General features: G+C 73.7%; 11 protein-coding genes, 1 pseudogene and 1 riboswitch. Of the genes and pseudogenes, 6 read left to right on the top strand and 6 right to left on the bottom strand.

Annotated elements, in window-relative coordinates:
- Positions 1–32 precede the first annotated feature (32 nt).
- From GA0070611_RS01290 to GA0070611_RS01270, 5 genes are all read left to right on the top strand, one after another.
- Positions 33–1,547, top strand: a complete 1,515-nt coding sequence (locus GA0070611_RS01290; RefSeq protein WP_091655976.1) for a bifunctional cytidylyltransferase/SDR family oxidoreductase — start codon at positions 33–35, stop codon at positions 1,545–1,547.
- Between the two features lie 24 nt (positions 1,548–1,571).
- Positions 1,572–3,284 (top strand): CDP-glycerol glycerophosphotransferase family protein, encoded by a 1,713-nt coding sequence (locus GA0070611_RS01285; RefSeq protein ID WP_091655973.1) that lies wholly within the window; start codon positions 1,572–1,574, stop codon positions 3,282–3,284.
- 77 nt (positions 3,285–3,361) lie between these two features.
- Positions 3,362–4,012 carry a VanZ family protein gene (locus GA0070611_RS01280; RefSeq protein ID WP_091655971.1) on the top strand — a complete coding sequence of 217 codons (651 nt, stop codon included), beginning with the start codon at positions 3,362–3,364 and terminating at the stop codon, positions 4,010–4,012.
- 15 nt (positions 4,013–4,027) lie between these two features.
- Positions 4,028–4,711, top strand: coding sequence for a response regulator transcription factor (locus tag GA0070611_RS01275; protein ID WP_091655969.1), 684 nt, complete (start codon positions 4,028–4,030; stop codon positions 4,709–4,711).
- A gap of 55 nt (positions 4,712–4,766) precedes the next feature.
- Entirely contained in the window at positions 4,767–5,822 is a 1,056-nt protein-coding gene (locus GA0070611_RS01270) for a sensor histidine kinase (RefSeq protein WP_269456342.1), read from the top strand.
- Positions 5,823–5,839: 17 nt separating this feature from the next.
- Here the strand turns inward: GA0070611_RS01270 and GA0070611_RS01265 are convergent.
- The 6 genes and pseudogenes from GA0070611_RS01265 to GA0070611_RS01240 form a co-directional block, all read right to left on the bottom strand.
- Positions 5,840–6,690 (bottom strand): annotated as a pseudogene (locus tag GA0070611_RS01265) (IS5 family transposase).
- Between the two features lie 70 nt (positions 6,691–6,760).
- The gene (locus GA0070611_RS01260) at positions 6,761–7,513 is read right to left on the bottom strand and encodes an alpha/beta fold hydrolase (protein WP_091655965.1); all 753 of its coding nucleotides are present in this window, start codon (positions 7,511–7,513) and stop codon (positions 6,761–6,763) included.
- A 109-nt stretch (positions 7,514–7,622) separates the two neighbouring features.
- On the bottom strand, positions 7,623–8,453 hold the full coding sequence (locus tag GA0070611_RS01255) for a C39 family peptidase (protein WP_091655963.1): 831 nt from the start codon (positions 8,451–8,453) through the stop codon (positions 7,623–7,625).
- Positions 8,454–8,666: 213 nt separating this feature from the next.
- Positions 8,667–8,807: riboswitch (cyclic di-AMP (ydaO/yuaA leader) on the bottom strand.
- Between the two features lie 288 nt (positions 8,808–9,095).
- A complete protein-coding gene (locus GA0070611_RS01250; protein ID WP_091672286.1) occupies positions 9,096–9,875 on the bottom strand; it encodes a hypothetical protein in 780 nt (259 codons plus the stop codon).
- Positions 9,876–10,026: 151 nt separating this feature from the next.
- Entirely contained in the window at positions 10,027–10,431 is a 405-nt protein-coding gene (locus GA0070611_RS01245; RefSeq protein WP_157740154.1) for a hypothetical protein, read from the bottom strand.
- Positions 10,432–10,588: 157 nt separating this feature from the next.
- Positions 10,589–11,779 (bottom strand): acyltransferase family protein, encoded by a 1,191-nt coding sequence (locus GA0070611_RS01240; protein ID WP_091655956.1) that lies wholly within the window; start codon positions 11,777–11,779, stop codon positions 10,589–10,591.
- A gap of 185 nt (positions 11,780–11,964) precedes the next feature.
- On the opposite strand from GA0070611_RS01240, the gene GA0070611_RS01235 reads away from it, so the two are divergent.
- A complete protein-coding gene (locus GA0070611_RS01235) occupies positions 11,965–13,290 on the top strand; it encodes a polysaccharide pyruvyl transferase family protein (RefSeq protein WP_091655954.1) in 1,326 nt (441 codons plus the stop codon).
- The last annotated feature ends 49 nt before the right edge of the window (positions 13,291–13,339 follow it).

Raw genomic sequence — 13,339 nt, 5'->3', positions numbered from 1 at the left:
CGTTGGGCAATCGTTGAGAGTGAGGATCGGCAATGACGCAGGACCACACCACCAGCCCGGACGCCGTGGCAGCGGCGGCGACACCGTGGCGGCCCTCGCGGACGGTGGCGGTGGTACTGGCCGGCGGCACCGGGACCCGGCTGGGGCTGGGCATCCCGAAGCAGCTGCTGAAGATCGCCGGTAAGCCGATCATCGAGCACACCCTGGCCGTCTTCGAGGCCGCCCCCGAGATCGACGAGATCATCGTGCTGATGGCGACCGGTCACGTGGCCGACGCCCAGCAGATCGTCGACAAGGCCGGCCTGCGCAAGGTCAGCAAGGTGATCGAGGGGGGCGACACCCGCAACGCCACCACCCGCATCGCGCTGGACGCGGTCGGCGAGGGCGACGTCAACATCCTCTTCCACGACGCGGTCCGCCCGCTGGTCAGCGCCCGGATCGTCCGGGAGTGCGTGAACGCGCTCTGGACGTACTCGGCGGTCGACGTGGCGATCCCCTCCGCCGACACGATCATCCAGGTCGACGAGGACGAGTGCATCGTCGACATCCCGGTCCGGTCCACCCTGCGTCGTGGCCAGACCCCGCAGGCGTTCCGCTCCGGCACCATCCGCGAGGCGTACCGGCTGGCCGAGGGCGACCCGAACTTCGCCGCCACCGACGACTGCGGCGTGGTGCTGCGCTACCTGCCCGGCACGCCGATCAAGGTGATCGACGGCTCGGACGAGAACATCAAGGTCACCCACCCGGTCGACGTGCACCTGGCCGACAAGCTCTTCCAGCTCGCCGCCGCCCAGGCGCCCCGGCTCAGCGACCACCGCAGCTACACCGAGGAGCTGGCCGGCCGTACCGTGGTCATCTTCGGTGGTAGCTACGGCATCGGCCACGACCTGGCCGAACTGGCGCGGGGCTTCGGCGCGCAGGTCTTCCCGTTCAGCCGCTCCAGCACCGGCACCCACGTCGAGCGCGCCCAGGACGTCGAGGCCGCGCTGAAGAGCGCCTTCGAGGCCACCGGCCGGATCGACTACGTGGTGGTCACCGCCGGCATCCTGGAGAAGGGCGCGCTGGCCGAGATGGACGAGGAGACGATGGACCGGGTCCTCCAGGTCAACTTCGTCGGCCCGGTCATCGCCGCCCGGCAGTCGCTGCCGTACCTGCAGCAGACCAAGGGCCAGCTGCTGCTCTACACCTCCAGCTCGTACACCCGGGGTCGGGCCCAGTACGCGCTCTACTCCGCCACCAAGGCCGCCCTGGTCAACCTGACCCAGGCGCTGGCCGACGAGTGGGCCGAGTTCGGCGTCCGGGTCAACTGCGTCAACCCGGAGCGGACCGCCACCCCCATGCGCACCAAGGCGTTCGGCGAGGAGCCGGAGCACACCCTGCTGTCCGCGGAGGCGGTCGCGCAGGCGTCGCTGGACGTGCTGATCTCCGAACTGACCGGCCAGGTGATCGACGTGCGTCGGGCCCCGGGCGAGCCGGTGGTGGCGGTGCCGGCGCAGCCGGGCACCCCCGCCGCGGACGAGCTCGCCAGCGGCGTCGACGCCGGCTGACCGGGTACGGAGGCGACCGGCGACATGCGTGGTGACCTGGTCCGGAAGCTGCTCGCCCGGGTGTCCACCACCGGGCTGGCGGTGCTGGCCTTCCTGGTGGTGGCGCTGACCGGGGCGACCGGCTGGGGGCTGGCGATCGCGGTCGTCGCCCTGGCCGCCGCCGCGGTGGAACGCCGGGTCCGGCCGGCCGCCGACACGGTCGCCGAGTCGGTACTGGTCGCCGCCGCGATCCTGGTCGGCTACGCCCGCCGGGGCGAGGCCGGCTTCGACCCGGCGCTGGCGCTCACCGCCGCGGTCCTGCTCGGCCTGGTGCTGCTGGTGGGGCCGCTGCGCCAGGCCGGGGCGCTGGAGATCCGGGCGGCCAACCTGCCGGTGCGCTCGTGGACCCCGCTGGTCGCCGAGCGGCTCGGTGACGCCCTGCTCGGGTTGCTCGCCGTGGTGGCGCTGGCCGCCGGGCTGCGCCTGCCGGCCTGGCTGGCGCTGGCCGCCGCGCTGCTGGTCGCGGCGGCCTGCGGGGCGGTCGGGCTGGACCTGGCGAAGCGCCGGTTCCGGCCGGCGGCCGGCGGCGGTCCGGTGGGCCGGGCGCTGCGCCGGCACCAGCCCGAGTTCCTGCTCTACTTCTCCGCGCCGCCCGGCTCGGAGTACCAGGTCACCATGTGGCTGCCGTACCTGGAACGGATCGGCCGGCCGTTCCTGGTCCTGGTCCGGGAGCCCGAGCACCTGCCGGTGATCGCCGCGGCGACCCGCGCGCCGGTGGTGTTCTGCCCGACGCTCACCGCGATGGACGAGGCGCTGGTGCCGAGCCTGCGGGTGGCGTTCTACGTCAACCACGGCGCGAAGAACAGCCACTGCATCCGGTTCACCCAGCTCACCCACGTGCAGCTGCACCACGGCGACAGCGACAAGGCGCCCAGCGCCAACCCGGTCTCCGGCATCTTCGACCGGATCTTCGTGGCCGGCCCGGCGGCCGTCGAGCGGTACGCCCGGGCCGGCGTGGAGATCCCCGCCGAGAAGTTCGTCGTGGTCGGCCGGCCGCAGGTCGAGACCATCGAGGTACGCCGGGGGCCGGTCCTCGGCCTGGCCCACCCGACGGTGCTGTACACGCCGACCTGGACCGGGCACCACGCCGACGCCGACTACTGCTCGCTGCCGGTGGCCGAGCCGCTGCTGCGCCGGCTGCTCGACCGGGGCGCCACGGTGATCCTGCGCGCCCACCCGTACACCGGGCAGAACCCGGCCTCGGCGCGGCAGCTGGCCCGCCTCACCGAACTGCTCGCGGCCGACCGGGCGAAGAGCGGCCGGACGCACCTGTGGGGCGCGGCCAGCCGGGAGCTGACCCTGGCCGAGTGCGGCAACCGCGCGGACGTGCTGGTCTCCGACGTCTCCGGGGTGATCTCCGACTGGCTGTACTCCGGCAAGCCGTACGCGGTGACCGACATGGGCGGCGACGGCGACGGCTTCGTCGACCGGTTCCCGCTCGCCGGCTCCGGCTACGTGCTGCGCCGGGACATGGCCAACCTCGACGAGGTGCTCACCGAGCTGCTCGACACCGACCCGAAGGCGGCCGCCCGCTGGGCCACCCGGGCCCGCTACCTGGGCGACTTCCCGACCGAGTCGTACGCCGAGGCCTTCCTCGACGCCGCCCGCCGGGAACTCGAACCGACCTGGAGCCCGCCCGCGCCGCGCGCCGCCGACCCGGTCGCGCCGGACGGCTCACCGCTGCACCCGACCGCCTGAGCGCGCCCCGCGGATGTCGCGGGCGTATCGGAATCCGCATACGCCACCGCAACAGGCCGCCGGCTTGACTGCCGGGCATGCACAGCGAATCCCTGTCCGCGCCGCCCCGCCGCACCCGCCGGATCGTGCTGCCGGGCGCGGCGGTCCTGGCCCTGGCGGGCGCCGCTTTCGCCGTCCGGCGGCCGTTGCTGATGTCCGCTCCGAGCTGCCTGGCCGGGCGGTGGCACGGCTGCCTCGACACCGAGAACGGCGTGGTGCTCATGACGCTGGTCGGGCTGCCGGTGGCCGCGCTGGCGGGGTGGGCGCTGGCGCACCGGCGGCGTGCCCTCGGCGTCACCACGGCGTGGCGGCTGTCGCTGGCCGAGGTGGGCCTGGTCTACGGGACGGCGCCGTTCCTCTGGATGACCCTGATGCCGGGCCCGGGCGCCGGTGCCGTCGCCGGTCGGGTCAGCCTCGTCCCGCTGCGGGACCTGGTCACGATGGGGCCGATCGGCATCGGCGGCAACCTGCTGGTCCTCGCGGCGCTGGGGTTCGCCGCCCCGGTCCGGTTCGCGGCGCTGGCGTCGGTGCCGCGGATCCTGGCGCTCGGGGTGGGCTGCTCGGTCCTGATCGAGACCGCACAGTACGTCCTACGGCTGGACCGGGTGTCCTCCGTCGACGACGTCCTGGTCAACGCCACCGGTGCGGTACTCGCCGGGCTGGCGTCCCGCCGCTGGTGGCGACGCTGACGGTAGGTTGCCGGCATGCGCGTGCTGATCGTGGAGGACGAGCCGTACCTGGCCGAAGCCGTCCGGGACGGTCTGCGGCTGGAGGCGATCGCCGCCGACATCGCCGGCGACGGCGAGTCCGCCCTGGAACTGCTGAGCGTCAACTCCTACGACCTCGCGGTCCTCGATCGCGACATCCCCGGCCCGTCCGGCGACGAGGTCGCCCGGTGGATCGTCGCGTCCGGCAGCGGCATCCCGATCCTGATGCTCACCGCCGCCGACCGGATCGACGACAAGGCCTCCGGGTTCGAGATCGGCGCCGACGACTACCTCACCAAACCGTTCGCGCTGCGCGAGCTCGTCCTGCGGCTGAGGGCGCTCGACCGCAGACGCGGGTACGCCCGTCCCCCGGTGCACGCGATCGCGGGCCTACGGCTCGACCCGTTCCGCCGGGAGGTCTTCCGCGACGGACGCCACGTCGCGCTCACCCGCAAGCAGTTCGCGGTGCTGGAGGTCCTCGTCACCGCCGAGGGCGGGGTGGTCAGCGCCGAGGAACTGCTGGAACGGGCCTGGGACCAGCACGCCGACCCCTTCACCAACGCGGTGCGCATCACCGTCTCCGCCCTGCGCAAGCGGCTCGGCGAACCCTGGGTCATCGCGACGGTGCCCGGCGTCGGCTACCGCATCGACACCGGCCCGGACGGCGGGAACCGTGGATAGGCGGCCAGGTCCGAGCGTCCGCCTCAAACTGACCCTCAGTTATGCCGGGTTCGTCATGCTGGCCGGCGGCCTGCTCCTCGGCACCGTCTGGGTGTTCCTGCTGCGGTACGTGCCCGAGGTGATCGACAGCCCCGAGCTGCCCGCACCCGGCCGATTCCGGCCCCCCGTCCCCGCGACGTTCGTGCCGAACCGCTCCGACCTGCTCCGCGCCTTCGGTCCGCGAGCCGCCGCGGTGCTGGTCCTCCTGCTGATCTTCGGCCTGCTGGGCGGATGGATCCTCGCCGGCCGGATGCTCGCGCCGCTGAACCGCATCACCCACGCCGTACGGGTGACCGCGGACGGGTCACTCTCCCACCGGATCCGGTTGGAGGGCCGGGCGGACGAGTTCCGGCAGCTCTCCGACGCGTTCGACTCGATGCTCGGGCAACTCGAGGCGAACATCGCCGAGCAGCAGCGGTTCGCGGCCAACGCGTCCCACGAGTTGCGCACCCCCCTGGCGATCTCGCGGGCGCTGCTCGACGTGGCCCGCACCGATCCGGGCCACGACCCCGGCGAACTCCTCGACCGCCTGTCCGCCGTCAACGAGCGGGCGATCGACCTCACCCAGGCCCTGCTGCTGCTCAGTCGCGGTGAACGCGGGAACTTCACCCGCGCGAGCGTCGACCTGTCGCTGCTGGCGGAGGAGGCCGCCGAGACCCTGCTGCCGCTCGCCGAAGGACGCCGGATCACGCTGGACGTCACCGGTGGGACGGCCCTGACCAGCGGCTCCGCCGAACTCCTGCTGCGGATGGTGACGAACCTCGTCCAGAACGCGATCGTCCACAACCTGCCTGCCGGCGGCACCGTGACCGTCCACGCCGAGGCGCACGGCGGCACGAGCGTGCTGCGGGTCGAGAACACGGGGCGCCGGCTCCCACCGGAACTGGTGCCGACCCTCACCGAACCCTTCCGGCGCGGGACGGACCGGGTACGCGCCGACGAGCACGCCGGTGCCGGACTCGGACTGGCCATCGTGCACAGCATCGTCCGCGCCCACGACGGGACCCTCGACCTCGTCCCGGGACCCGCCGGCGGTCTCCTGGTCACGGTCCGGCTGCCGGGTACGCCCTAGGCCGTGTCTTCAAAGGTTCACAACCATTGGAGTAGCGCGGCGATGGTGACGGTGGCCTGATAAGACGTCGCGGTCTTGTCATAGCGGGTGGCGACGCTGCGGCACTGCTTGAGCCGGTTGAAGCAGCGTTCGACGACGTTGCGCCGCTTGTAGATCTGCTTGTCGAACACCGGTGGCCGGCCACCGCGGCTGCCTCGCCTGCGGCGGTTTGCCTGCTGGTCGGCGCGCTCCGGGATCGTGTGCCCGATGCCTCGCCGGCGTAGGTCGGCGCGGATGGCCTTGGAGCTGTAGCCCTTGTCGGCGATGACGTGGTCCGGACGGACGCGGGGCCGGCCGGGACCCGAACGCTCGACACGGATGCCGGCGAGGACCTGGGTGAAACGGGTGCAGTCGTTGACGTTGCCGCCGGAGAGCACGAACGCAAGGGTCCGGCCCAGGCCGTCGCAGGCGAGGTGAATCTTGGTGGTCAGTCCACCTCGAGATCGACCGAGGGCGTGATCTTGTGGTTCGTCCGATTCCCGGCGCCCCCTTTAGCGCCGGCGGCGTGCTGGTGGGCCCGCACGATGGTCGAGTCGACCGATACCAGCCAGTCGATATCCCCTGCCGCATCCGCGTCGGCCTGGACCCCGGCGAGCATCCGCTCGAACGTGCCATCGAGGGCCCACCTGCGGAAACGGGTGTAGATCGACTGCCAGGACCCGTACCGGGCCGGCACATCACGCCACGCCGCACCGGCCCGGATCTTCCACACGATCCCGTTGAGCATCCGCCGGTCATCGACCCGAGGCCGACCACCCGTCACCGCCGACGGCAGATACCTCGACAGCGCTTCCCACTCGACGTCAGACAACTCGTAGCGACGACCCACGCCCTACATCATCCGACACCGAGATCCTTTGAAGACACTGCCTAGGGCCGCCGCCGTACGGGCGTCGGGGTCACCGGTACGGGTCGAGGAGGGCGAGCACCGCCTCGGGGTCCTCGACGTGCGCGTTGTGGCCGAGGCCGGGCAGCGTGGCGACCGGGACGCCCCACTCCTTGAGCTGCGCGTCGGAGACCATCGGGTCCTCCTCGCCCCGGGCCAGCAGCACCGGCACGTCGGTGCCGGCGAGCAGGGTGGCCAGCGGCGGCGCCCCCACCGCGAACGCGGCCGGGTCCATCGCCAGCCGCCAGCGGCCGTCCTCGCGGCGCAGGCCGGCGTCCACCACCGGATGGTCGGGCGCGAACAGTCCGGCCAGTCCGGAGACCCGCAGGTAGCGGCGGGCCGCCTCGTCCCGGCTGGTGAACCAGGTCACCGGCCGGTCGGCCAGGTCCCGGGCCCTGGCCAGCTCGGCCGGGGTCCAGACGGCCTTGATGCCGAGCCCGACCACCGCGGCCACCGGCAGGCCCCGGGTGCGTGCCGCCAGCGCCAGCGCCACCACGCCGCCGAGGGAGTGGCCGAGCAGAACGAACCGGTCACCGGGGCCGAGCCGCCCGGCCACCGGCCCGAGGCCCTCCAGCACCCGCCGAGCCAGCCCGTCGAAGGTGTACGTGGGCAGCGGGGGCGTCCAGCCGTGACCGGCCAGGTCCGGGGCGAGCCACCGGCCCGCCCAGTGCCGCTCCAGCAGCGGCGCGCACGGCAGCCACACCTCGCCGGTGGCGCCCATCCCGTGCAGGAGCAGCAGGTGGCGGGTACCCGTCGCGTCGCCCATAGGGCGCAGTCTGCCACCGAACGGACACCACGCGCGAGAGCGGACGGCCGCTACGACACGTCGGGCCCCGGCTCGCGGAGAGCCGGGGCCCGACGGGCAGCGGGTGCGATCAGGCGGAGTAGCCGCGGGTGGCCATCCAGTTCGCCAGGTCGATCGTGCTGATCCAGTACGCCGGCAGCGACGCGTCGGCCGAGTCGGCGATCCGCACGGTGCGACCGTCGTTCTTGTAGCCGACCACCGCGATGTAGTGGCCGCCCGGGAAGGAGTGGTAACCGCCGTCGGTGTCCACCGCGTCACCGGCGATGTTGGCGACGACGCCCCGGCGGTCGTTGACGGCCTTCACCACGTCGGCCTGGAGCTGGTCGATCTGGGCGCGGGTGGGCGCACCGGGGATCATGTGGGTACGCCACGGGCTGCCCTTGACCATCTGGTTGAGCCCACGGGTGGTGTCCTCGGCCGAGTTGGTGCCGTTCTCGCCGGCGTTCAGCGGGGCGACCATCGCGTCCTGGGTGGTCTCGACCCCGCTGGCGCTGAGCGCGTTGCGCACCGCCGCCGGACCGCAGTTCCAGTAGGCGGTCTGGGCCTCGTAGTCGTACGAGAGGACCTTCGAGGAGGGCGGCTTCGGCTTCGCCTTCCTGGTCAGGTCCGGGTCGGCCGGGGCGGCCTTCGTCTTCGTCGACGCGCTCGGCGAGGGGGTCGGGGAGGCGCTCGGGGCGGCCGGGACGGCGATCCGGGCCTGCGAGCGGCTGGCCGCGTCGAGGCGGGGGGCCAGCTCGGCGACGGCGGTGGTCCGCTCCGGGGCGGCCGGCTCGTCGCCGGTGGCGGCCAGCGCGGCACCGGTGCCGCCGGCCAGCACGAGCGCGGCGGCCGAGCCGGCGATGATGCGGTACGGGCGCTCGGTCACGAGTCGCCGCACCTGACGCTTGAGGGTGTGCTTCACGGGTGTTTCCTCCACGGGGGCCGGTTCGCAGCACACGCCGACCCGACGCGCGGAGCTGCTCACACGCGTTGCTGGGCGGGGTGGCCGCGGAAAGGGTGCGCCCGGTGGACCGGGCTGCGGGGGTGCGGGACCGGGCTCGCGGTCAGCCGAGCGTCGGCACCTCGACGCCGTGGAGGCGTGGGGACGAGCGGGGGGTGTTCGGCACGAGGACGGAACTCCTTCCTTCACCGCCTACCGGGTTAGCTGACGGATTCGGGCGGGAAGTACGCCCTACCGCGAGCCGTGGCTCGCGGATTCACCCCGGTGTTTCCTGGGTCCCCGGTTCGTGGAATCACGATTGAGCGGGTCGGCACGGCGTCGCCTCTTGCGATCGGAAACCGCACCGGACGCGCCGACACTACCGGCGGGTACTCCTCCTGCCAAGCGCCCCCACCTGCGCAAACGTCGAACATCGTGACGCTGACCGGAACAGTCGGTCACTCACCTGACTCAATGGGACGAGCAGTTACGACGGCACCGTCGGGCGGTTACCGGACATCCGGTGGCGACCGACCGGGAGTTGTGGGCGTCGATCGTCCGCACCGGTCCCGGATGACCGGTTCGGCCCGGCGGTGAGCGGGGTCACCGCGTCCGGGTAACGATTCAGCCGACCCGGGCCGGACGCCAGCGGGCCGCCCGGGAGGCCGGGGTCGGCCGCGCGCCGAGCGGGTGGGTCAGCGCGACCGGTCGGCGGGCCGGGCGCAGCACGGGGCGGGCCGCCTCGGCCGCCGCCCCCGCCTCGACCGCCAGGGACCGGGCCGCCGTCGCGGCCAGCTCGGCGTCCCGCCAGGCCTGCCGCTCCCGCTCGGCGGCGGCGCGCCAGCCGGCCTGCCGGTGGTCGCGTACCGCCCGGGCCAGGACGATCTCCTGCTCGGCCGGGTGCCGGCGCGGGTCCCAGCCGTTCCGGTGGGCGAGCACGTCGGCGAGCTGCCGGGCGGTCAGCTCGCCCCGCGAGTACGCCGCCATCGCGGCCCGGTGCAGCCACCGTTCCCGGGCCGCGTACTCGGCCGGGGTGCGGGGCGTCTGCGGCTCGGGCAGCACGGCGGTGCCGGCGAACCGGCGGGCGATCTCGTCGGCCTCGTCGTACGCCTGCCAGGCCCGGTCGGCTCCGGCCTGGGCGGCGAGCCACTGCTCGCGGCGGCGGCGGGCGGTCTGCGCGGCCCCGGCGGCGGCCACCGCCACCTCGTCGGCGTAGCGGCGCAGGTCGGCCCGGCGGGCCGCCTCGGCGGCGGCCGGGTCGGCGACCGGCTCGGCCGGGGCGTCCCGCTCGGGGCGGGCGACCAGCGCGGCGAGCAGCCCCAGCGCGAGCAGGAGAAGCGCGGACCAGATGGCGGTGGCCTCGGGGACCGCGGTGAGGAAGTGCTGGAGAACGGACATTTCCATGGTCGGCACCTCACGGGGGAACGTCGTGGTGGAGCGGGCCGCACGGCCCGGGGCGTGGGGCGCGACCGCGAGGTGCGCCACCGGACCGCCGTCGGGCGGGTGCGGGGTGAGGTTCGGGGGTACGGCGCGGGAGCGGGCGGGTCCGCCGGGATCAGCGGACCGGCGGGGCCCGGGAGCCGAGGGCCGCCGGGACCGTTCCGGCCGGGGCCGGCCGGCGGTCGACCGGGATCGCCCCGACCGCCGGGCGGGGCGACGACGCGGGCAGGGCGGACGGGGGCACCGCGTCGCGGCCCGCCGCGACGGAGCCGGTGCCGGCGAGCCGGTCCGGGTTCGCGGTGGCGGAGACCCGGTCGGACCGGTGGATCGTGGGCCGGCCCGCCGCGATGGGGCCATCGGGGCCGGGGCCGTCGAGGCGGGCCGCCGAGCCGTCGGCAGCACCGGCGGACCGGGTGGCCGGCTGGGCGACGGCCGGGCCGACGGGCAGCGTGGCGGTGCCGAGCGAACAGGCGAGCACCACGGCCAGGCTGGCCGCCATGCGTGCCGTCCAGCGCGCCACCCACCACACGGGACAGGTGAGCGCAATCGGAAGCACGGGTCCAAGTTACCGCCCGAGCCGCCGGCCCGCATCGCGGTGCGGCGTGTCGGGACCGAGGAACCGGCGCGCCGACCACAGTGGTCGGTGGCAGCAGGGGCGGGACGGGTGGGCGCTCCGCTCAGGCCGGGTCGCGCCGGCCCGCGTACTCCATCTCGGGTGCCGGACCGGCGGGCAGGGCGACCGGACCGGCGGGGGCCGGGACGGACGGCGCCGGCGCCGGGGCCGACCGGGCGCGGGCCCGGCGGGACGGTCCCAGCCGGCGCATCATCGGCAGCTCCACCCAGCGGTGCAGGGCCGCCGCCAGCAGCAGGTTCACCACCAGGAAGCCGAGCGCGAAGATCGGCCCCCACCAGCCGCGCAGCCCCTGCCCCCAGTAGCCGGTGAGGCGCAGCACGGTGGTCATCACCAGCACGTGCACCAGGTAGAAGGCGAACGAGACCTCACCGAGCCAGACCATCGGCCGGCTCCGCCACGGCGTCCACCGGCCGCGCACGTCGGCCTCCGCGGCGGCGGCGATCACCAGCAGGTACGCCACCGCGAGCAGCGCCGCCCAGAACTCGGCGGGGATCCACTGCCCGGCGACGAACCAGACGACGACGAAGAGCAGGCTCGCCACCGTCAGGTTCGGCCCCCGCCAGCGACCCCGGCGCAGCAGCTCGGCGGCGGCCACGCCGGTCCAGAACTCCAGCGACCGGGCCACCGGGAAGATCTGGGTGAACCACCAACGGCTCTCCTCCGGCACCAGCAACTGGCCGGGCCAGAGCGCCAGGATGAGCAGCGGCGCGGCGACCGTCACCGCCACCAGCACGCCGGTCCGGGCCCGGCGCAGGGCCGGCAGCACCAGCGGCAGGCAGACGTAGAAGGCCAGCTCGCAGGAGAGCGACCAGCTCACGTTGTTGACGCTGTAGAACCAGCCGTTGAGCGGGATCCAGGCCTGCACCAGGAAGAGGTTGCCCAACGCCGCCCCGAGCGGGACCGGGTCGGCGAACCAGGCCGCGACGGCCAGCGCGGCCACGAAGGTCACCAGGTGGTTGGGGTAGATCTTGGCGAGCCGGCGGCGCAGGAAGGTGGTCGCCGGCTCGCCGTCCCGGTACGACCAGACCAGCACGAACCCGCTGAGGATGAAGAAGAACTCCACGCCGGAGAGGCCCAGCGTGAACAGGGTGTCCACCACGGCCTTGTAGTCGGGCTCGGCGACGATCCGCATGGTGCCGACGTGGAAGCCGAAGACCAGCAGGGCGGCGATCCAACGCAGCCCGGTCAGCGAGGGCAGCCGGGCGGGGCGGGCCGGGATCGGGGCGGCGGTCATTTCGGCGACCCTACCGGGGCGACGGCGGTCGACCGGCGGTCCCCCCGGCCGGGGCGACGCGGGGCACCCGGGCCACCCCGTCGCTGCACTACGATACCTGTTTCTTGCGTTTTTCTTGGGTGCGCACGACACGGGGCGGTCGCGGGCCGCCCGCCCGGTGCCCGGACGAAAGAGGTGGACACCGCATGCACCAGCGGATCCTGCTGCGCGCCCGCAAGGGGCCCTTCGACGTGGTCAGCCCCGAGGAGACCTTCGAGCGGAACTGGCTCGGCGACAACGCCGGCAACCTGGTCTTCGGGCACGCCGCGCACAAGCTGCTGGCCACCTCGTCCGCGCGGATCACCCCGACCGAGTTCCGGGCCGGCACGTACGACGCCCGCGAGATCAACGAGCGGTACGACGTCTTCGTGCTGCCGCTGGCCAACGCCTTCCGGCGCAGCTACCTCGACCGGCTCCAGTCGATGACCCGCATGATCGAGAAGCTGAGGATCCCGGTGGTGGTGCTCGGCGTCGGCGCGCAGACCGACGTGCACGGCGACCGGGAGTACCTGCGCCCGATCGACGACGCGGTGAAGGCCTTCTGTCGGGCCGTGCTGGACCGCTCGCCCAGCATCGGCGTACGCGGCGAGGTCACCGAGACCTACCTGCGCACGCTCGGCTTCTCGGCGGTCGAGCAGATCGGCTGCCCGTCGATGTTCCTGCACGGCGACAGCCTGCGCATCGAGAAGGGCAAGGCGGCGCTGGAGCCGCAGGACCGGATCGCGCTGACCATCTCCCCGTACGTCACGTCGATGGCGAAGATCGTCTCCCGGCACCACGAGCGCTACCCGAACCTGCGCTACCTGCCGCAGGACCTGCGCACCCTGGGCACCCTGCTCTACGGCGACGCCGCCGAGCACCGGGGCAGGCGCAGCGCCATGCCGGTGCACGACGACCACCCGCTCTTCGTCGAGGACAAGGTGCGGATGTTCGTCGACCCGTGGACCTGGATGGACTACCTGTCGACCGTCGACTTCGCGTTCGGCACCCGGATCCACGGCACCATCACCGCGCTGCTCGCCGGCACCCCCGGCTACCTCTTCGCGCACGACTCCCGCACGCTGGAGCTGGCCCGCTACTTCGGCATCCCGCACCGGATCATGGGCGACGTGCCGGCCGACGTGGACGCCGCCGAGCTGTTCGAGGAGGCCGACTACACCTCCCTCAACGACGGGCACAAGGCGCGCTTCGCGGCCCTGGTGAGCTTCCTGGACCGGCACGACCTGGGCAACGTCTTCGCCGACGGGGAGAGCGCGGCCCGCTTCGACCAGCAGGTCCGCGCCACCACCTTCCCGCCGGCGGTGCGGTCGCACCACACCCTCGACCGCGACGAACTGTTCACCCGGATGCGCTGGCTGCGCGACCGGCACACCGAGCTCCAGCGGGAGGTCGAACAGCTGCGCGGGACCCGGCTGCACACCCGGGTCAAGGCGGCGGTGAACGGCCGGGTCCGGCGGATGCTGGGTCGTTAACCCGCTGATCCGAGGCTGTTCAGCGAGCGCACCTCGAAGGGCCACGTCG

The organism is Micromonospora auratinigra (assembly GCF_900089595.1).
Lineage (GTDB): Bacteria > Actinomycetota > Actinomycetes > Mycobacteriales > Micromonosporaceae > Micromonospora > Micromonospora auratinigra.
The sequence above is the reverse complement of the archived record's forward strand: the minus strand, read 5'-3'. Positions and strand labels throughout refer to the sequence as shown.

Coding starts and splice junctions, on each gene's coding strand:
- GA0070611_RS01280 (WP_091655971.1), top strand. CDS start 3,362: ATGCACAGCGAATCCCTGTCCGCGCCGCCCCGCCGCACCCGCCGGATC.
- GA0070611_RS01240 (WP_091655956.1), bottom strand. CDS start 11,779: ATGACCGCCGCCCCGATCCCGGCCCGCCCCGCCCGGCTGCCCTCGCTG.
- GA0070611_RS01275 (WP_091655969.1), top strand. CDS start 4,028: ATGCGCGTGCTGATCGTGGAGGACGAGCCGTACCTGGCCGAAGCCGTC.
- GA0070611_RS01285 (WP_091655973.1), top strand. CDS start 1,572: ATGCGTGGTGACCTGGTCCGGAAGCTGCTCGCCCGGGTGTCCACCACC.
- GA0070611_RS01235 (WP_091655954.1), top strand. CDS start 11,965: ATGCACCAGCGGATCCTGCTGCGCGCCCGCAAGGGGCCCTTCGACGTG.
- GA0070611_RS01270 (WP_269456342.1), top strand. CDS start 4,767: ATGCTGGCCGGCGGCCTGCTCCTCGGCACCGTCTGGGTGTTCCTGCTG.
- GA0070611_RS01260 (WP_091655965.1), bottom strand. CDS start 7,513: ATGGGCGACGCGACGGGTACCCGCCACCTGCTGCTCCTGCACGGGATG.
- GA0070611_RS01250 (WP_091672286.1), bottom strand. CDS start 9,875: ATGGAAATGTCCGTTCTCCAGCACTTCCTCACCGCGGTCCCCGAGGCC.
- GA0070611_RS01290 (WP_091655976.1), top strand. CDS start 33: ATGACGCAGGACCACACCACCAGCCCGGACGCCGTGGCAGCGGCGGCG.